We start from the raw sequence: 19,075 nt of genomic DNA on the forward strand, positions 1-19,075 counted from the left end.
GGCTATAATGCCCGAGATATGGGTGCAAAATTTTTTCTATGATGTTCTGTAATTCCATAAAGGCCAATAGCGTTAAGGTGCTCTTTTGTCCCATATCCTTTATTTTTATACCAATTATATTCAGGATGCTTATTATGCAATTCTTGCATAAGCCGATCTCTCGTAACTTTTGCAACGATTGAAGCTGCTGCAATTGATGTACTCAAATTATCACCATTTACTATGGATTTCACTTGCCATTTCACTTCAGGTGGTTGATTACCATCAACTAGTACATAATCTAATTCTAGGTCCAAGTCTATCAACGCACGTTTCATTGAAAGCTTTGTTGCTTGCAAGATATTGTATGAATTTATTTCTTCTACGCTTGCCATTCCTATACCAAATTTTGCAACGGATGTTATTTTTTCATATAGGACTTGCCTACATTGAGGAGTCAACTTTTTCGAGTCGTTGATTCCATCAATAATTGTATTTCTATCAATAAACACTACGGCTGCGGATATTACTGGACCAGCTAGCGGACCTCTTCCAACTTCATCCACTCCTGCTATCACTCCTGATAATTTATTTTCTAATGTAAAGTCTGGGTATTTCATAGGTTTTTATAATAAGAAAGTTATAGTAAAAACTGAACAGATAATAGAAATTATCCAAAATTTCATAACGATTACATTTTCTGACCATCTCTTCTTCTCAAAGTGATGATGTATTGGTGCCATAAGAAAAACTCTTTTTCCTTCTCCATATTTAAACTTTGTATATTTAAAATATGATATCTGAATAATAACAGATAGAGTCTCTATTACAAAGATTATTCCAATAATGGCAAAAAGCATTTCTCTTTTAATTAGGACACTAGTTAACCCTAAAGCCGCACCTACCGACAAGCTACCAACATCACCCATAAATATTTTTGCTGGATGTGTGTTAAACCACAAGAAACTTAGAATAGCTCCTATAAATGCAATGCAGAATAAAGTAATATTCATATCTGCCTGAGTTATATATGCAATTAGCCCCAAAAAAGCAAAGGAAGTGATAACTTGAGTTGCAGCAAGGCCATCCAAACCATCTGTGAGATTCACAGCATTAGAAGAGCCGACAATTACAAACGCAGCAAACGGAACATATAGATAGCCAAAATCTATTATTACTCCTTTAAATAGGGACGTTTTTGTAAAACATTCAGCAGAGTATAGCTTAAGTATAAACACACCAACCAGAGCAACAATAAACTGAATAAGTATTTTGGTTTTTGCACTTAAACCTCGATAGTGATTTGTCTTCAATTTTAAATAATCATCAATAAATCCAAGTAGAGCAAAAAATAGAGTTATCAATATCAGCAGCAAAATTTCTGGTGTTAACTGAGCCCAGAGTAAAATTGGTAATAAAGAAGAAATCAGTATTATTATTCCGCCCATAGGTGGTACATTCTTTTTTGTTATTAAATGACTTTCTGGTCCACATGATCTAATTGGTTGCCCATCTTTGCTTATTTTTTTTAGAAGCTTTATAAAATAGGGAAAAAGAATAAACCCAAAAACAAATGAGGTAAAAAATACTTTTGTAGCTAAGATCATCTGCTTACTTAAATTGACTAAGTGTCATACCACCTATAGCTAATAAAGTCAACTTCTGTCATCCTATAGCCTGACCCGCAACTGTACGAACATTGTGATTTGGGCCCATCAGTAGGGTGTCATCCCAGTCTGGAATCCACAACTGTACGAACGTTGTAGTTTGGACCACCAGTGGGGTGTCATCCCAGTGCCCAGACACTGGTTCTATGCAACTTAATTAAAAACGTTTGTTTTAGTGTAAGACAATTACCTTTAGCTTATCAGCTCAGTTATAAGCAAAATTTCTGGATTCCAGACTGGAATGACACCATTTGCTGTGCAATTTACCTTCAAAAATGAATGTTCGTACAGTTGTGAACCTGTGGCAGGTATTACATAAGAGCATTTCCCTCTTCTAAATTAAAACGCACTTTTGCCTCCTTTGCAGTCTATACTTTAGATGTATTTAATTTACAAATACTAATTATTTATTAATAATGGTGATATGTAAATATAGTTATAAAATAATTGTTACACTTGAATTCCTTCCTGGTTTCTGTTGTTATCAGAACATTTAAAACACTTTAAGAAAGCTGCTTAGTTAAATTAACTTAGACAAGTAAATAGCAGTTTTGCAGCCTGTTTTTATGAATGATGATAAAATGTTGTAGCCAAATGCGCTTTCAGCATTGTGCTGAATTGCAATATCTTTGTGCTCTAACTCCTCGTCGCGAAATTTACTTATAGTTTCTCTTAATTCCCCATCTTCTAAATGTGAAACTTGCTCTTTGTAGTGCTCCCCGATAACTTCTTCAACTGCAGCAGTGCAAGCCATAGCAGCTTTTTTGCCCATAATGGCAGTTGCAACGCCAAGCGACACTCCTAAAACACGCCAAACAGGCAACAAAACAGTAGGACGAACTTTTTGCTCTTTGATTTTCTCATTAAAATAGTGAAAATGCTTTTTTTCCTGCTCTTCCATTTCAATTATTTCATTGATTATAGAAGATTTCTTAAGAATAAATTTTTGACCAGAATAAATGCAAATAGCTCCATATTCTCCAGCGTGATCTACTCTAATTGCCTGTTGCAAGAACTGATTGTTGCTGTACCTTAAATTATTTAGATTTCTTTCTTTCTCCACAATACACCTTACCTGATACGAACAGAGCTACTATGAGATAAATTAGATTCCATGTTGCTAAGGAAACACCTAGAACGTAATGAGGTCTGTCACAAGATGGAGAGTAATTAGGATTTAGTAGATTATTTCTGAGCTCTTCTATACTAACGTTACTACTTGCTTGCTCTGTACAACCTAAAACATCATGAAATAAGTGAAGTTCAAGACCTATATGATAAAAAGATATTACTGCACCTATGAGGTAGCTGCAAAACATTGCATAGATTAGAATTTTGTTGTCTTTAAGCATGCACGCTACTGCAAGTAATCCAGCGATATAGTAAACTATTCGCTCGTATGTACATAACTTGCATGGCAGCATGTTGAAAAAATATTCTAGCACATATGCAAAAATTAGAGCAGCGGCACTCGACAGCAGAAAGATTGCAGGAATTCTGGAATTATTACACATAACTTTAAGTAAATTATCCCTGAAAGTATAAAGCAGAGTATTCATTTTACATAGGGATTTTTATTTTTTTTCAAAAGCAATCTAACTGGCACAGCGTCTGCAAAGAAATTTTTTCTGAGATCGTTAATTAAATAGCGTTTGTAACTTTCATCAACACTTTCAGGTATGTTACATATCAAAGAAAAAGCTGGAGGTTTAGTACCAATTTGAGCGATATACTTCATTTTAACTGCTTTGCCTTTTACAAGAGGGTGAGAATGTTTTCCTACAGCATCTATGAGCCACTTATTCAGTTTTGCAGTGCTGATCTTCTTGTTCAAGGATTCACTCACTTCAAGACACTTATCTATCACATCACCGCAGCGCATGCCTTTTAACGCAGAAATTGTTATAGTTGGCACTTCCAAGAATAACCTGGTTACTTCCTGTTGTTTGACAAATTTTATTAACCTGCTTCTGTCATCCTTACCTATTAAATCCCACTTATTTAAAACAACAATAATCCCTTTCCCTCCCTTAATTGCAGCTTCACCAATTGATAAATCCTGCTGCTCAATACCAACTAGGGAGTCTAGCATTAAAACTACCACATGAGAGCGCTTGATTGATTCCATGCTTTTCTCAACAAATCTTGATTCTAAGCCATCTACAACATTCGCCTTTCTGCGGATTCCGGCAGTGTCAATTAGAGTAATTAACTCTCCATCATGATCATATGTAATATCCACAGAATCACGTGTGGTACCTGGCTCTGAACTTGTTATTAGTCTGTTTTCTGCAAGTAAACCATTTAAAAAAGTTGATTTTCCAACATTCGGACGGCCGATGATCGCGATCCTCAGCCTACTCAGTTCATTGTTAGGTAACTCAGTGTTCTCGTTAAAATTTTCAATAACACCAGCTAATGCATCATAAAGATCAACCATGCCAAGATTATGCTCGGCAGAGATATACACCGGGCCAAGAAAATCAAAAAACTGCAAATAATCAACATTTTCGGATTTATGACTCTCGCATTTATTTGCTACTAGTATTACAGGTTTATTTATTTTTCTCTTCAGCCACTTTGCAAACTCTTCATTTCGCTCATTTTGCACTTTTGCATCAACAAGAAAGAAAATTATGTTTGAATTGGATAAAGAAAATTCGATTTGTTCAATAACTTGTAGTGAAAAATTAGTTTGGTCGTTCCATCCTCCTGTATCTATAACTTTAAACTCCAAATCGCTAATTCTCCCCATTCCCTCTCGCCTATCCCTTGTCACTCCTGGAATGTTACTCACTACTGCTGCTTTTCTTCCTACTAATCTGTTGAATAGGGTCGATTTTCCAGCATTTGGTAGGCCTACTATGGCGATTTTTAGCATAATTCAAGGGCATGTTCTATATGAAGTAAATTATAACCGAAACTTTTCAATTTAACTATTGACTTCGTAGATTATATAAGCATACTACAGTTAGAATTTTTTTATTTCGTTATGTAAAATATGGGGTAGTTATGCTAGTGTCAGAGCAAATAGAGAGTGTAGATAGAGAAGAATTAAAGCAACAAAATCATATACATAAAGATACAGAGTATTCGGAAGAGACGACAATATATGGGCATATTAATCAACATATGGAAAAAAACATCTCAAATACATTGCATGAAATATATGATGCTCTTATGTCATATAACGAATCGGAACAGCCAATGGCGTCAACTTAAGAACTTTCATTAGCAAACTCTCCTAAAGACATGATGGCGTTTAGGCTTATCTACTTTATTGCGGCTGTCCCGGTCGGATTTTAACTTTAGCGCGTATACTTAAAAAGGGCTTGAAAGTTTTTTGGCGCAATAAGTACCTGATAGAGTTTCTGTCTCATTACACTAAATAAAACTGAAAAATTTAAACGATACTCAGTAATTTGATCTGGGTTCCAAGGCCCTTGTGCATCACATATATGAAGCGATAATATATTGCACATGACCAAGTTTGCCCAAAATTCTTGTAATACAGCCTCTCCAGAAAAATTCTCTAACTCTGCTCCTACTTTGAGTCGTTTATAGCACTCCTCTATGTGCCACCTTAACACATAAGCTTTGCTCCAAAGTCTCGGTCAAAAACTCTGTTTCTCAGTTGGCTAATGTCAGCACTATAACTCTTACTTTCTGTCCTTTCATTTTATTTTTTAGCTTTTCATTTTCTAATATAAAATCAAAATCTAATTCGCCAGCGTTCCCATAGCTTACTATAATTTCTTTTTTGCAAGCGAAAAATAAAATCTACTTCCAAATTATAATGCTGCTGAATGAATTTTACTGAAGACGATCATAGATAAATAATAATTTCTCTTGATTTAATAAACGCATTTGAGTGATAACTTCGGGTAATTGCTCTGCCGCCAACGTTTGTTCACCTATATTCCAAGCTGCAAGACGAGCACTGCAAATCAGCGAAGTACACAAATCAACAAACAAATTGCCAATGGTGCCTGTTGTTCCATTTGGTTCAAACTCGGATACAATTTCCCCAGAGCTGGGTAATCTCATACCAGAACCATCTGCTGCAATAAGTCTATAGCCTCTCCAACTCAGGTTCATCCTGATAGGCTGTTTGGATGCTTAAATTCTTGAAAGCCTGTATGGCAAATCTTATATCTTGCTTTAGAAAAAGCTTGCTTTGAGGGTACATGTCAATGGCTCCATAAGTTCACATTCTATTCCCAAACTTTTTTTAACTAACTTTAAAATCATAGAAAATACTGTCGAAAAAGGAAGTTTTCTTGTTCGTGTAAAACTCAACACAATGGATTTTCTGAAAAGTTTTCGAGTATATTATATTTTTAATTTGTAGAATAAGGTTTTTTCCTTTTTGCATATTTCACCTAAAAAGGACACATTTTAGACTTCTTTGTTGAAATAAAACAGAAACAAAAGTGCTGTCCCTTGCACTCTTTGGATAATTTAATGATAAAAAATTTGGAGAGAAATTTTATACACTATCGCTGATATTTTTCCTTAAGTTGACGCCATTGCCTGAACGGATACAACTTAATTTTTAATCTGCAGGAGTCAAGTTGAGAATGTCCAATTTTCCACTTTCTTTATAGCATAACATACTTCAGCGCCTCTTGCTCCTCTTGAAGTCCAATGGGCTCACCACTTATGTGTAAATTAATCGTTAATGTTGTACACGTTCTTTTCTTTTTCTACTCTCTCTTGCTCTTCAATACAATATATAGCAAGCGGATTAGCTTTAAGTCTTTCGACTCCTATTTCTTCTCCTGTTCCATCGCAGTAACCATAAGTGCCTAATTTTATTTTTTCTAACGCCTCCTTAATTTTTTCTTTTCTATCTTTTCGACGCTTGATTAATTCCTCGTTTCCACTATCTTCATCAGAATAGTATGTATCAATACTATTATCTTCTAGTTCTTGTTTCTCTAACTCAGCGAGTATTGATTGTAACTTTAAGCTGAAGTATTCCAGTTGTTTTACGCTCATATATTCTTCATCTTCTGAAGGAGTGTAATCTTCTGGTGACTTTATTTTTGGTAACTTTTCCATAATTGCATTATCAAAAAAATAATAAAACCTATATAATTTATGAACAAAAAATTATACTACCTCAAAGTAAACACTATAATTTATAATAAACATTTAAAAGCCTAGTATGATCGACTCAGTAAAAAAATTAGTAATAGATGATAAGAACTTTACCTATATAGTATGTATTTTTATCATAATGTTAAGTTTATCTTCATTTACACTTAAAAACAACAATAAACAAGAAGTTATGTTAACATTAACATGGATATGTGCTACATTTGTTTTGCAGATTTCTACAAATAATTTGTTTACATCTGATTATCATGATGGAATATTAGAGCAAATCTTTGTACAGCCACTCTCTTCTAGGCTTATAGTTGCTTATAAAATTTTCGCTCACTGGTTATTATTTGGGTTACCGATTTCAGTAATTTCTTCCATATTCAGCTTTGCAATTCTAGGCAATAGTATTGAACACTCAATAGCAGTTGGAGTGTCTTTATTATTTAATACGCTGATAATCACTAATATTTCAGCTACTGGAAATGCATTGATGATTGGTCAAAACAACTTAGCATCAGGAGTATCGCAAATTCTTGTTTTGCCAATGATAATGCCAACCTTTGTGTATTTTAAAATGCTAACTCAATTTGAAAATTTATCCTTGAATATTTATACACTACTAATCACCATCTTAGTTTTTGTTATTTTGATTGTTAACAGCACCATAACTACTCACATGGCACTAAAATTTGCTGTGGAACAGGATTGAAAAATCTTACTGTTATTCAGTAGACTTCTTGCATAACCTAGAAAAAAGGCAAATAGTTATTATAGATTTAGGTTTATCGACAATTTGAAAAACCTTCATTCCAGCATCCTTCCCTGTCATCCAAGTAGCCCTTCGTTGTCATCCCAGTGTCAAAAACTGGGATAACAGCTAACCTGACAACCGTCATCCCGCTACTTGTTAGCGGCTAAGAGATACCGTGACGGTATGACGGTTCGCGGTGGCATGACGATAAGCCTCATCATCCCGCTACGTGTTAGCGCCGCGGCGGTATGACGATTCGCAGCGGCATGACGAGAAAGGGGCTACTTGGATGATACCTTTTTTCTACTTAGTTTGGGTTATGCAAGAAGTCTATTCCTTCATAAGGAGAAGTAGTTAAAGGAATTTACTCTATTTCTCCCTCTTTTTTTATTATTTTTAATCTATAGTTAACGTAAAAGAGATATGCAAAAACTCTATTGATCCATAGTCTGCAAATTATTAATAACACTTACTTTAAAGAACCTCACTTTACGCTGATCTTTGAGCGCTCTTCTGTGGTATTTTGTAAGAGTATAACTTGTGAAATCGTCTTCCCTATAGATTAAAGAGTTACACTGCTTTATATGTGATGCTATCCACTCTGCATAGTCCTGATGATCGGTTGCAATGAATATTTCCCCTGTTATAAGTATTTTTTTTGCTAATAAATTTAAAAATTCCGTATTAATTAATCGTCTTTTATTGTGACTTCTTTTTGGCCATGGATCTGGAAAGAGAATAAAGAATCTTTCAACACTGTTATCAGGAAAATTTGCAATCAATTCTCTTGCATCTTCTGTCCACATTAAAATATTTTTTATGTTCTGTATTTCTATGTTTGTTAGCAAGCGAGAAACCCCATTTAAGTAGGGCTCACATCCTATAAATAATAGATCAGGTTCATTGAGCACCTGGTAAAGCATATTTTCACCGTTGCCAAAGCCTATTTCTACCCATATTCTTTTTTGTGAATTTACAATTTTCTCTATAGATTCCTTGCTGTTTTGAATAGAATATTTTTCCAATATTTCATCAACATCAGGTTTTAGCCTGGACCTTCTGGAGAACGATCTAATCCACTTGCTATTCTTAAATAGCATATTCTTGATACATATATAATTTTCTCACTATATTTTATATAGCTTAAACAATTCTCGAAATGAGTTAATGAAAAATTACTTGTCAATAATTGTTAATATTATATAATATATGAGTTCTAATAAAGTTTAAGTTAAAGGTATGAATAATAATAATCCAGTCGTAAATCTACCGGTTACTATCAGAAAGCTATCATCAAACAAATTTATAGAAGAGATATGTCAAGGCCAATTTGAGGATCAAGATAATACCTTGTTTGAAGATTCTTTTGTTAACAAAATTAAAGAAGGAGATGTGGTAGAAGGTGTAATTACAAGAATAAACCCTAACGACGTTGTGGTTGATATTGGTTTAAAATCTGACGGGAGAATTCTGATCAAGGAACTCGGTTGTAATGATGAGGTCATTATTGGCTCGAAAATCAGAGTTTATGTGGAAAGAATTGAAGATTATCATGGTAATGTTGTTCTTAGTCGTGAAAAAGCAATTAGGGACGAAAAATGGAATAAGTTGGAAGAAGATACAGTTACAAGGGCTGAAGTAAGCGGAGTTATTAAACGCTCAATTAAATGTGGCTTTATTGTTGATCTTGGTGACGGAATAAGCGCTTTTTTACCGCTGAGTCATGTGGATTTGAAGCAAGTAAAAGATGCGAAGCACCTTATTGAAACTGAACAAAAGTTCATCGTGCTTAAAATGGATAAGAAGCAGGGCAATATTGTAGTATCAAGAAAGCTGGTGTTAGAAAAATTGCACGCTGGTGAAAAAATTAAATTTTTAGAATCTTTAAATGAAGGCGATATAATAGAAGGGAAAATAAAAAGTATCACTCATTACGGTGTATTTGTCGGTATTCATGAATCAGATGTAGTGGGAGTTATAGATGGATTGTTACATATTACAGATATCTCTTGGAGTAGGGTAAGTCATCCGTCTGCAGTTTTTACTTGTGGTCAGACTATAAAAGTTAAAATTATAAAAATAGATAAGGAAAATGCTAAAATTTCCTTGGGTGTGAAGCAGCTAGAAGATAGCCCTTGGCAAGATGCAGAGTCAAAATATCCAGTTGATAGTGTGCATAAGGGTTATGTAACAAGCATAGAAGATTATGGATTATTTGTTGAGCTTAGACCTGGAATTGAAGGTTTAGTGCACTCGTCAGAAATAACTTGGGTTAAGAGTAATTTACCAGTTAGTAGTCTCGTAACAAGGGGACAAGAAGTATATGTAAAAATTCTCAGTATTGACATTGCTAAGAGTAGGATGAGTTTAAGCATGAAAAGGTGTGTAGACAACCCTTGGCAAGTATTTATCAATAAATATCCTCCTGGTTCTATTGTTTCTGGTGAAGTGAAGAATAATACCGGCTCATATGTATCTGTTGCTTTCGGTGATTCTGAAATAGATGAGAACGTAGAAGGGACAATATATGTGAAAGATTTTAGTTGGTCTAAAAATGGTTCAGATGAGATAAAGAAGTATAATGTAGGTGATAAAATAGAAGCAAAAGTAATAAGGGCTAACGTGAATCGGGCAAGAATTTATCTTGGAATAAAACAAATAGAGTATGATCCTCTTGAAGAACTGATAAAGAAAGTTAAGGTAGGTGATAAAATACAGGTTATTGTAGATAAGAGAGAAGATAATGGACTAGTCGTTGAAGTTGAGAACGATGTAACCCTTCTAATAGATCAAGAGCATTTACCAGAGAATAAAAAATTCTCTATATCAGAAAAAATAGAAGTTGAAGTATTGGGTGTTGAAGAATATAACATAGCATTATCTGCTAAGTGATAAGGTTTACTTATTTTGGCTTCATATAAATGGCAACAAAGTCTGATATAATAGCGAGGGTAGCAAAAAGACATCCTTTTTTAGATAAGATTGTTATAGCAGCTATAGTTGATAGATTTTTTGGGATACTTTCAAGCACATTGAAACATCATAATAGAGTTGAAATTAGGGGGTTTGGTTCTTTTTCAGTTAGAAGTTATAACTTGAAAGAAACAAGCCATTTAATGTTACAGAAGTTTACAAAGAATCAATACTTTAAAACATATTTTCGTAGCAGTAAAAAATTATCTGATTTGATAAATGAATAAAAATTTATACCATAAATAAGATGAAAGTAGGGGTTTGAGTTTATACTGTACGATAGAAATTTTTAGCACCATATGCAAGTAGTAGAAATAGTTATACGTAATAACACATATAAAATATCTTGCGAAAGTGGGAAGGGGAATCATTTATTACGCCTTGCTAATAGTTTTGACAAGTTAGTTAGTTCTGTATCTCAAAAAACTGGAGGTAAGGGTTCGGATGCATTAAATTTCTTACTTGCAGCACTAATTCTTGAGGATAAAATTTTAGAATTAACAAAGCGATTAGATGAAGTAAATCAAGAGCGCGAAAAGTATAGAAACGAGAAAAGAATAGAATATACTGAGGTACTAGATAAGGTAAATAAGATTATCACTAATCTTGAGTGCATAAAGGATTAGCTTCAATAAAGCAAGCAATTAAATTGACTATCTGACTATTCAAGCCAGGAGGGAGGTTTGTCTTACGAGTTATGTAACAATATAATTCGTAATCATCAAGATCAACTATTTTTTCGTATTCGATTAGTTCGCTTAAGGAAAATTTATCAAGATATTTCAATGCGAAATGCCCTAAAAGTATATCGGTTTCTTTGCAACCCCTATGCCAGCTTCTATATATTAATTTTCTTCTGAGTAGTGAGGTATCTGTCATTACAATTAAACTTTTTTTAATTTAAAAGTTAAACTAAATACTTGTCAAGCGAGGCGCATTTTAATATACTTAACATTTTGTTAAGATCTAAATATACAGGTGGAATTAATTTCTAATCTTATCCATCAATTTAGCGATGGAATATATTATTTTTTATCATTTTCTTTAATAATTTCTGTCATAGTATTCGTGCATGAATATGGGCATTATGTTGTTGCCAAAGCATGCAAAGTTAAAGTTGAATCTTTTTCCATAGGTTTTGGTCCTGAAATTTTTGGTTTTAACGATAAGTCTGGAACTAGATGGAAATTAAGCGTTGTTCCATTGGGTGGTTATGTTAAAATGCTAGGAGATACTAATGCAGCGAGTGTCCCAGCTGATCAACAAGAATTAACGGAAGAAGAAAAATTGTATTCATTTCATACAAAACCGCGTCATAAAAAAGCAGCAGTAGTTTTTGCAGGGCCTTTTGCAAACATGGTATTTGCTGTTATAGCTTTTACAATGTTTTTTAGCATAGCAGGTTATTATCGCACTCCACCGGTGATTGAAAATGTAATCGAAGGTAGTGCAGCTAAGCAAGCTGGTTTGTTGCCAGGTGACACTATTACACAAATCAATGAGCATAAAATAAAATACTTTGAAGATATTTCACGTGTGATAATGTCGAATCCTAAAACAAGAATGGAGATTGAGTATAGCAGAAATAATGAGAAGCACAGGACCAGTTTAACTCCATTAATAATCAAGGACAAAGACGTTTTTGGCAACACAATAGAAAGAGAAACTATAGGGATTATTTCAGTCAATACATTAAAGCAGTCGTCTTTTCTTGGGGCTGTGAGCTTATCAGTAAGTGAAACTTACCACACTATGTGCTTAACGATTAAAGCTATCTTTCAAATTATTGTTGGTAAGAGGAGTGCAAGTGAAATAGGTGGACCAATAAAAATCGCAAAATATTCAGGACAATCAGCTAAAAAGGGATTTATTATGGTTCTATATTTTATGGCAATCATTTCAGCTAATTTAGCTGCAATTAACTTGCTGCCAATACCACTGCTAGATGGTGGGCATTTATTTCATTATATCATAGAAGCGGTTATACGTAGGGATTTAAGCTTGAAATGTCAAAAATATGCAGCTATTTTTGGTGCTTTAGTGTTGTTTTTGCTTATGGCAACTGGAATGTCAAATGATATTAGGGATCTTTTTTGAAATAAAATATGAAAAAGCTATTTTATATACTGGTAGTGGTTTTTATTTCTTTTCCTGCCCTGCTTGTTGCTTTAGGAACTGCGGAAAAAGTGCAGGTGAAAGATGTCAAATGTATTGGTAATGAGAGGGTAAGCAACCAGACAATAGGGTTCTATATAAAACTAAAATCTGGTGATTATATAAACGACGATGATATAGACTCAATTATAAAAGATCTATATAAAACAAAGTTATTTGCTAGTGTTAATGCTTACATAGATGATAAAAAAAATTTAGTAATAAAAATTCAAGAAAATCCACTGATTAACAAGGTAGTGTTAAAAGGCAATAAGTTATTTAACAGCAAAGAGCTGCTAAGTAATGTGATTCAATCAAAGTCGCTAACTATTTTAACTGAAACAAAATTGCAAAACGATTTAGTGAATTTAGTCACTACTTATAGAAATAACGGTAAGATTGGTGTTAAAATTGAATATGACCTGAATAAGCTTGATGGCAATAGAGTCAATCTAATTTTTAAAATAAAAGAAGGCAAAACCTCTAAAATTAAGGATATAAGATTTATAGGCAACAAAAACTTTTCTGAAAATGAGCTAGAGCAAGTTATCAAAAGACATAGTAATGACATATTTAGTAAGTTATTTAGAGCTATTTTTAAAGGCGGAAATCATTATTCACCGCAATATCTATTGATTAACACAGAATTGCTCGATCATTTTTATTCATCTAAAGGATATATTCAAAATAATATTCAACCAATTGTTGAGGTTGATAATAACAATCAAACAGAGTTAACTTTTTTGATTGACGAAGGACAGCAGTATTTATTTGGAAATAATGAGGTTAATATTGAAACTGAAATTCAGGATTTGAGCCTAAAAGAAGAAATATTGGATTTTATAACAGAGGAAAACGATAAGATATTTAATAGAGTTAAAATTAATAATACAGTAGAAAAAATAAACAAATATTTAAATGAGAAAGGATATATATTTGCAAAAGTTAATCCAGAGTATGCACAACGTGACAATGTTGTAGATGTAACCTACAGAGTGCTGCCGGGTAAAAAGATTTATATAAATCAAATTACAATTGATGGTAACGATCGCACTTTAGATAAAGTGATCAGAAGTAAGCTAAGTGTAGCAGAAGGTGATGCGTACAATATATCTGAGATTCAAAAGTCACGTAAAAAACTAATGAGTAGTGATTTTTTTGAAACAGTGAAAGTAAATAGTTATGCAGTTAATGATAATGCAGTAAATCTTGACTTAAGTGTTAAAGAAAAAAACACTACTTCGTTGTATTTGGGAGGAGGTGTGTCTCTTCCTGGTGGAGCATTGATTAAAATTGACCTCAAAGACCGTAATTTATTTGGTACTGGAAAAGAGCTCTCTTTTGCTCTTGAAAAAAGTCAATACGTATTTTCTACTGATTTAGAGTTTGTTGAAAATAATTTTAACGATTCTGATACGTCACTAGGCATGGGTGTATTTTATGAAAAACAAGATAAACCAAACACTACTTTTGATAGTTGCGATATGGGATTTTTTACAAAGTTATCATATAAAGTCACAGAGAACTTAACTAATTCCCTTCGCTATTCTTATAAGTATAATCATATACACATGGATAATAAGGGTGGACAAGACACCGATATCTCTGAAATAATACTGGACCGAAAAGGTAAACATCAGATTTCATCAGTGGGATACACGTTGGCATATAATAAACTGGATAACCTCTATACTCCAAAAGAAGGGTATTTACTGCGCTTAAGTCAGGATATTTCAGGATTGGGAGGAAACGTGAATTTCCTGAAATCTGAATTCTTATCTTTTTATACGCACCCTATATTAAGCAAAATTGACGATGATATAACGCTACGCTTTAAGATGGCGGCAGGTCATATTTTTTCTTATACTGATGAAAATCTAAACATTGGCCAGCACTTTTTTAAAGGGGGTAATGAGATTAGAGGGTTTGACCTTTCCGGTATTGGACCAAGAGCAGAAGACAAAAATAAAAGCTCATTAGGAGGCAAAACTTATTTTAATCTAACACAGCAAGTGGATTTTCCTCTACCAAAACTATATGACTATGCTGGTATCAAAGGCTCACTATTTGTTGACTATGCAACACTTTTTGGCTTAGATGATAAAAATAAGAAGTATGAAGGGAAATACTATGATAGCAAGCTTGTGAGAGTGTCACCAGGTTTTGGCTTTTCAATGCTTTCTCCTTTTGGTAGACTTAGATTGGATTTCGGGTTTCCTTTAGTAAAGGAATCTTATGATATAATACCATCACCAAATGTTAAATTTTCTATTGAAGCGGGGATTTGAATGAAATATATACAGTTATTTATATCAGTTATTGCCTTAATTATTTCCTTATTTGTGGGGTATAAGTTTGTAGGATATCAACCTCAGAACACAAAGGCTGCAATTATCGATAGTGAAAAAGTCATCAATGAATCTCTTGCTCTGCAAAATATACAACAACAAATAAAGGAGCAGAATTCTAGATTACAACAAGAATTTGAAAATGAGTTAGAAAAACTTAAGCCATCAAAAGAAGAATTTGACCTTTTGTCAGAAGAAGCAAAAAAGGAAAAGACAGGACAATTTAATAAGCACACTGTAAATGTTAGAGATAATTATGCTAAAAAAATGTTACATTTAGAAGAAAGCTATAGAGAAGCAGTAGAGAGTGTTTTTAACAAGATAAAAGAAGTCGCTAAAAAAACGGCAGAAAAAAACAACATAGATTTGGTACTATTTATTTCAAAAAAGAACCAAGTTTTATACTCCATGGATGAAGTTGATTTATCAGATGTGGTATTAAACAATATAAACAAGGAAATACCTGAATTTGCTTTAAAAGGCATTGAATAGACTTATGCAATTTAATATCAGTGATATTATAAAAACACTACCACATTCTTATCCGTTTCTCTTAGTAGATAGAGTTATAGAGTGTGATCCTGGTAAAAGTATAAAAGCAATCAAAAATGTGACTTTCAATGAGCCATTTTTTATTGGCCACTTCCCTGGTCATCCGATAATGCCAGGAGTCTTGATAATTGAATCTCTAGCTCAGGCATCTGCTATATGTGTTCTAGGTAAAGAAACAATAGAAAATAAAGTTGTTTACTTGAGATCCATTGAAAATGCAAAATTCAGAAAGCTAGTTACTCCAGGGGACACATTGATTCTTCAAGCTAACATTCAAAGTGTGTGTTTAGGTGTATACAAATTTAGGTGTATTGCATCTGTTAGCGAAGAAAAAGTTGCAGAAGCAACAATCTCAGCAGTATTGCAAAATAAATAAAATCTTCATCTGTAAGAAACAGCATGTACACTTTATAGTATAGCAATGAAGCTGAATTTCAAAATCTCATTTTCGAATCTATATACTCGCAATGGATTAACAAAATTAGATGAGACATTTTTGAATTATATTAAATCATGTGATGAGAGCTTGTTTTGTTCATTAATTGAAGCAAGAGAAAAAGCAGCTTCTTCTTCGATGTCATCCCAGTGTCACCTCCCATCATCCCAGTGTCACCCCCCGTCATCCCAGTGCTTGACACTGGGATCTAGAAAACAAGAAGAACGGTCAGCTACTTGGATGACAGATAGCCAGCTCATTATAGACCTCTCATATTTACTTGATGAATTTATTGCAAAACTTTTTAATGTTGAAAAAGAAATAGAGGAGCTAAAGAAAAAGCACAACGACTTTGCTGTAATATATAAGTGCAAAAGATTATTTGTCCAACGCTATGCATTGAAGAAATACACTAATGTGGCGAATATAGATATTACTAACAAACTAAGTCATTTTCTCACTTTGCCAACAACAGAAAAAAATTTTGCTGAGCAGGTGATGCATTGGTTTGAAGATAAAGAAAATCACAAAGAGGAAATAGAACTTGCGGCACAATATGCAGTGTGGAGAGTAAAAAATAAACAGAGTATATTATTTAGCATACATAAAAAAATTGACCACGAAAACCTCATACCATTTTCTAAAAAAGAAGTAGACAAAGTTGAAGTGCTGTATTCAAATGAAGTAAAAAGACGATACGGTTTTGACCTAACAAGTGAAAAGGCTAGTTTAGATAAAGCATTGGATAATGCTCACTACTGCATATTTTGTCATAAGCAAAGTAAGGATAGCTGCTCAAAGGGGCTAATTAATGATGACAATACTTTCAAAAAGTCTCCACTTAGAGTTGAACTGCACGGCTGCCCACTAGAGCAGAAAATATCAGAAATGAATCTGGTGAAAAGCGAAGGGTACAGCATAGCAAGTCTTGCAATTGTGATGATAGATAACCCATTATGCGCGGCTACTGGACACAGAATATGCAATGACTGCATGAATTCGTGCATATATCAAAAACAAGAACCCGTAAATGTGCCAGCAATTGAAACAAGGATTCTGGATGATGTGCTCAGTTTACCGTACGGATTTGAAATATATTCTCTGCTCAGCCGTTGGAATCCTTTAAATTTTCAGCGTTCATTGCCAAGAGAAAACACCGGAAAAAACGTTCTAGTTGTAGGCCTTGGTCCTGCTGGTTTTAATTTAGCTCATCATTTGTTGAATGATGGGCATAACGTTATCACCATTGATGGACTAAAGATTGAACCTTTGATCGATAATTTCCAGCTAATTAAAGATTTCAAACACGAAAAATTGAGTGAACGCACGGCAGGAGGGTTTGGTGGGGTGGCAGAATATGGCATTACTTCTCGGTGGGATAAGAATTACTTAAAGATTATTAGATTACTGCTGGAAAGACGTGAGAATTTCGTACTTTATGGAGGCATTCGTTTTGGTGGCACGATTAATGCTGATGACGCGTTCAACTTGGGTTTTGATCACATCGCCCTAGCACTTGGCTCTGGTAAGCCACGAATGATCAAAATAAAAAACATACTAGCTCGTGGAGTACGCATGGCATCTGATTTTCTGATGTCGTTACAACTGACTGGCGCTCTTAAATTTGATTCTATAGCAAATCTGCAAGTTCGTATGCCGATAGTTGTCATAGGGGCGGGGCTTACTGCGATTGACACTGCCACTGAAGCTTTAGCGTATTATCCAATTCAAGTAGAAAAATTTCTTCTTCGTTATGAGATATTAGTTGATAAGTATGGAAAGGACTGTGTTGAAAAAGATTGGACAGAAGAAGAGCGCGAAATTGCGAATGAGTTTATATCGCACGCACAATTGATCCGAGAAAAGCAAAAGTTAGCAAAAAAAGAGAATAGAGAAATAAAAATATTAGAGTTAATGCAGAGCCTCGGGGGAGTGAAAGTTATATATAGAAAAGAGCTAAAAGATTCACCAAGTTATCGATTAAATAGCGAAGAGGTGCAAAATGCACTGTCAGAAGGAATTTACTTTATTGAAAACTTAGAGCCAGTTGAAGTTGTGACGGATAAATATAACCATGCTGAATTAATAAAACTGATAGACACAAAATCCGGCGAAATCAAACGTATAAAAGCACGTTCTATTTTTATAGCAGCAGGTACTGAGCCAAATACAGTTATTGCAACAGAAGATAAAAAGCATTTTAAATTAAGTAATGGGTATTTTACTCATTTGAATTCATCAGGAAAAGAAATAGACCCAATATTTTCTCCTAAAATGCAAAATAAAGATAGAATATTAGTGTATAAGCAAGGCAATAAAACAATCAGCTTTTTTGGTGATCTTCACCCTTCGTATAGTGGCAGCGTCGTGAAAGCTATGGCAAGTGCTAAAAACGGCTACCCTATTATTTCTCAGCTTTTGAGTGGAGTTAATAGCTTCGTTTCTGTCATTCCAGTGTGTGATGTTGTGGGCCAGAAAAAAAATGCGTGGTCAAGTGTTGAAGACCTGGCTAATAAAGAATTATTTAATAGAATCAAAGAGCAATTCACTGCAAAGGTTATAAAAGTTCAATATTTAACAGACAAAGTTGTGGAAATAGTGATCAAAGCACCACTTGCGGCAAAGAATTTTAAGCCTGGGCAATTCTTTAGATTGCAAAATTTTGAAACCAATGGCAGAAAAGCCAATAATACAAACCTTGCTATGGAAGGTATAGCCGTAACCGGCACTGAAGTAGACAAAAAAAAAGGAATTATTTCCACTATTGTGCTGGAAATCGGCGGCTCCACTAATTTATGCAGACACTTAAGAGAAGGCGAGCAAATAATTCTTATGGGCCCAACTGGCAGACCTACTGAGGTTTACTAAGTCTCAATATTAAAGTGATGCCAAATTTTATTTCAAAAAGTAAATAATTTACTAACGCTCGTGCACAAATTAAAAATAAATTATGCACGAGTGTAGCGTTATGAATTAGGAGTGCTATATTAAAGCTTACCTCACTATTAAAGCTATCGGTCAGGTTAGATTAAAAACCTAATCTGACCGGTTTCTCTATAACCCTCTAAACTCTGATATAATTATAAGATAATTAGTTTAATTAGTG

Annotated in this window: 18 protein-coding genes and 1 pseudogene; 10 read left to right on the top strand and 9 right to left on the bottom strand. The window is 33.9% G+C overall.

Features of this window, described 5'->3' with window-relative positions; genetic code table 11:
* Positions 1 to 2 precede the first annotated feature (2 nt).
* The 5 genes from ACJZL3_RS05790 to der form a co-directional block, all read right to left on the bottom strand.
* Positions 3 to 599, bottom strand: a complete 597-nt coding sequence (locus ACJZL3_RS05790; RefSeq protein ID WP_010082329.1) for a ribonuclease HII — start codon at positions 597 to 599, stop codon at positions 3 to 5.
* Between the two features lie 6 nt (positions 600 to 605).
* Complete coding sequence (mraY, locus tag ACJZL3_RS05795) at positions 606 to 1,586, bottom strand: phospho-N-acetylmuramoyl-pentapeptide-transferase (RefSeq protein ID WP_010963043.1); 981 nt, start codon at positions 1,584 to 1,586, stop codon at positions 606 to 608.
* A 580-nt stretch (positions 1,587 to 2,166) separates the two neighbouring features.
* Positions 2,167 to 2,709, bottom strand: a complete 543-nt coding sequence (locus ACJZL3_RS05800) for a demethoxyubiquinone hydroxylase family protein (RefSeq protein WP_006279362.1) — start codon at positions 2,707 to 2,709, stop codon at positions 2,167 to 2,169.
* Positions 2,684 to 3,205 carry a disulfide bond formation protein B gene (locus tag ACJZL3_RS05805; RefSeq protein WP_010963042.1) on the bottom strand — a complete coding sequence of 174 codons (522 nt, stop codon included), beginning with the start codon at positions 3,203 to 3,205 and terminating at the stop codon, positions 2,684 to 2,686. Before ACJZL3_RS05805 ends, ACJZL3_RS05800 begins: the two co-directional genes overlap by 26 nt.
* Positions 3,202 to 4,527 carry a ribosome biogenesis GTPase Der gene (der, locus tag ACJZL3_RS05810; protein WP_419198725.1) on the bottom strand — a complete coding sequence of 442 codons (1,326 nt, stop codon included), beginning with the start codon at positions 4,525 to 4,527 and terminating at the stop codon, positions 3,202 to 3,204. Before der ends, ACJZL3_RS05805 begins: the two co-directional genes overlap by 4 nt.
* A gap of 131 nt (positions 4,528 to 4,658) precedes the next feature.
* On the opposite strand from der, the gene ACJZL3_RS05815 reads away from it, so the two are divergent.
* On the top strand, positions 4,659 to 4,868 hold the full coding sequence (locus tag ACJZL3_RS05815) for a hypothetical protein (RefSeq protein ID WP_010081834.1): 210 nt from the start codon (positions 4,659 to 4,661) through the stop codon (positions 4,866 to 4,868).
* Between the two features lie 9 nt (positions 4,869 to 4,877).
* Here the strand turns inward: ACJZL3_RS05815 and ACJZL3_RS05820 are convergent.
* A pseudogene (locus ACJZL3_RS05820) lies at positions 4,878 to 6,021 on the bottom strand (transposase).
* Between the two features lie 296 nt (positions 6,022 to 6,317).
* Complete coding sequence (locus ACJZL3_RS05825; RefSeq protein ID WP_010963040.1) at positions 6,318 to 6,710, bottom strand: TraR/DksA family transcriptional regulator; 393 nt, start codon at positions 6,708 to 6,710, stop codon at positions 6,318 to 6,320.
* A 106-nt stretch (positions 6,711 to 6,816) separates the two neighbouring features.
* Between ACJZL3_RS05825 and ACJZL3_RS05830 the strand changes: the two genes are divergently transcribed.
* On the top strand, positions 6,817 to 7,464 hold the full coding sequence (locus tag ACJZL3_RS05830) for a heme exporter protein CcmB (RefSeq protein WP_010963039.1): 648 nt from the start codon (positions 6,817 to 6,819) through the stop codon (positions 7,462 to 7,464).
* Positions 7,465 to 7,940: 476 nt separating this feature from the next.
* Here ACJZL3_RS05830 and trmB read toward each other — a convergent pair whose 3' ends face one another.
* Positions 7,941 to 8,606, bottom strand: a complete 666-nt coding sequence (gene trmB / locus ACJZL3_RS05835) for a tRNA (guanosine(46)-N7)-methyltransferase TrmB (RefSeq protein WP_419198726.1) — start codon at positions 8,604 to 8,606, stop codon at positions 7,941 to 7,943.
* A gap of 139 nt (positions 8,607 to 8,745) precedes the next feature.
* On the opposite strand from trmB, the gene ACJZL3_RS05840 reads away from it, so the two are divergent.
* The 3 genes from ACJZL3_RS05840 to ACJZL3_RS05850 all read left to right on the top strand — a co-directional run bounded on the left by ACJZL3_RS05840 (position 8,746) and on the right by ACJZL3_RS05850 (position 11,105).
* On the top strand, positions 8,746 to 10,398 hold the full coding sequence (locus ACJZL3_RS05840) for a 30S ribosomal protein S1 (RefSeq protein ID WP_038199371.1): 1,653 nt from the start codon (positions 8,746 to 8,748) through the stop codon (positions 10,396 to 10,398).
* 29 nt (positions 10,399 to 10,427) lie between these two features.
* On the top strand, positions 10,428 to 10,706 hold the full coding sequence (locus tag ACJZL3_RS05845) for an HU family DNA-binding protein (RefSeq protein ID WP_010963035.1): 279 nt from the start codon (positions 10,428 to 10,430) through the stop codon (positions 10,704 to 10,706).
* Positions 10,707 to 10,778: 72 nt separating this feature from the next.
* Complete coding sequence (locus tag ACJZL3_RS05850; protein ID WP_010082086.1) at positions 10,779 to 11,105, top strand: cell division protein ZapA; 327 nt, start codon at positions 10,779 to 10,781, stop codon at positions 11,103 to 11,105.
* Here the strand turns inward: ACJZL3_RS05850 and ACJZL3_RS05855 are convergent.
* Positions 11,080 to 11,358: a succinate dehydrogenase assembly factor 2 gene (locus tag ACJZL3_RS05855; protein WP_006279484.1), complete on the bottom strand. Its 279-nt coding sequence runs from the start codon at positions 11,356 to 11,358 to the stop codon at positions 11,080 to 11,082. The two genes, ACJZL3_RS05850 and ACJZL3_RS05855, sit on opposite strands and share 26 nt — an antisense overlap.
* A 99-nt stretch (positions 11,359 to 11,457) precedes the next feature.
* On the opposite strand from ACJZL3_RS05855, the gene rseP reads away from it, so the two are divergent.
* From rseP to ACJZL3_RS05880, 5 genes are read left to right on the top strand one after another with little or no spacing between them, the layout of a single operon-like run.
* Entirely contained in the window at positions 11,458 to 12,576 is a 1,119-nt protein-coding gene (gene rseP / locus ACJZL3_RS05860; RefSeq protein WP_419198727.1) for an RIP metalloprotease RseP, read from the top strand.
* A gap of 8 nt (positions 12,577 to 12,584) precedes the next feature.
* Positions 12,585 to 14,921, top strand: coding sequence for an outer membrane protein assembly factor BamA (bamA, locus tag ACJZL3_RS05865; protein WP_138264850.1), 2,337 nt, complete (start codon positions 12,585 to 12,587; stop codon positions 14,919 to 14,921).
* Positions 14,922 to 15,473, top strand: a complete 552-nt coding sequence (locus ACJZL3_RS05870; RefSeq protein ID WP_010082083.1) for an OmpH family outer membrane protein — start codon at positions 14,922 to 14,924, stop codon at positions 15,471 to 15,473.
* Between the two features lie 4 nt (positions 15,474 to 15,477).
* Positions 15,478 to 15,909: a 3-hydroxyacyl-ACP dehydratase FabZ gene (gene fabZ / locus ACJZL3_RS05875; protein WP_010082082.1), complete on the top strand. Its 432-nt coding sequence runs from the start codon at positions 15,478 to 15,480 to the stop codon at positions 15,907 to 15,909.
* A gap of 45 nt (positions 15,910 to 15,954) precedes the next feature.
* A complete protein-coding gene (locus ACJZL3_RS05880) occupies positions 15,955 to 18,837 on the top strand; it encodes an FAD-dependent oxidoreductase (RefSeq protein ID WP_010963032.1) in 2,883 nt (960 codons plus the stop codon).
* Positions 18,838 to 19,075: the final 238 nt, after the last annotated feature.

The organism is Wolbachia endosymbiont of Rhagoletis cingulata, assembly GCF_048537655.1.
GTDB lineage: Bacteria > Pseudomonadota > Alphaproteobacteria > Rickettsiales > Anaplasmataceae > Wolbachia > Wolbachia pipientis.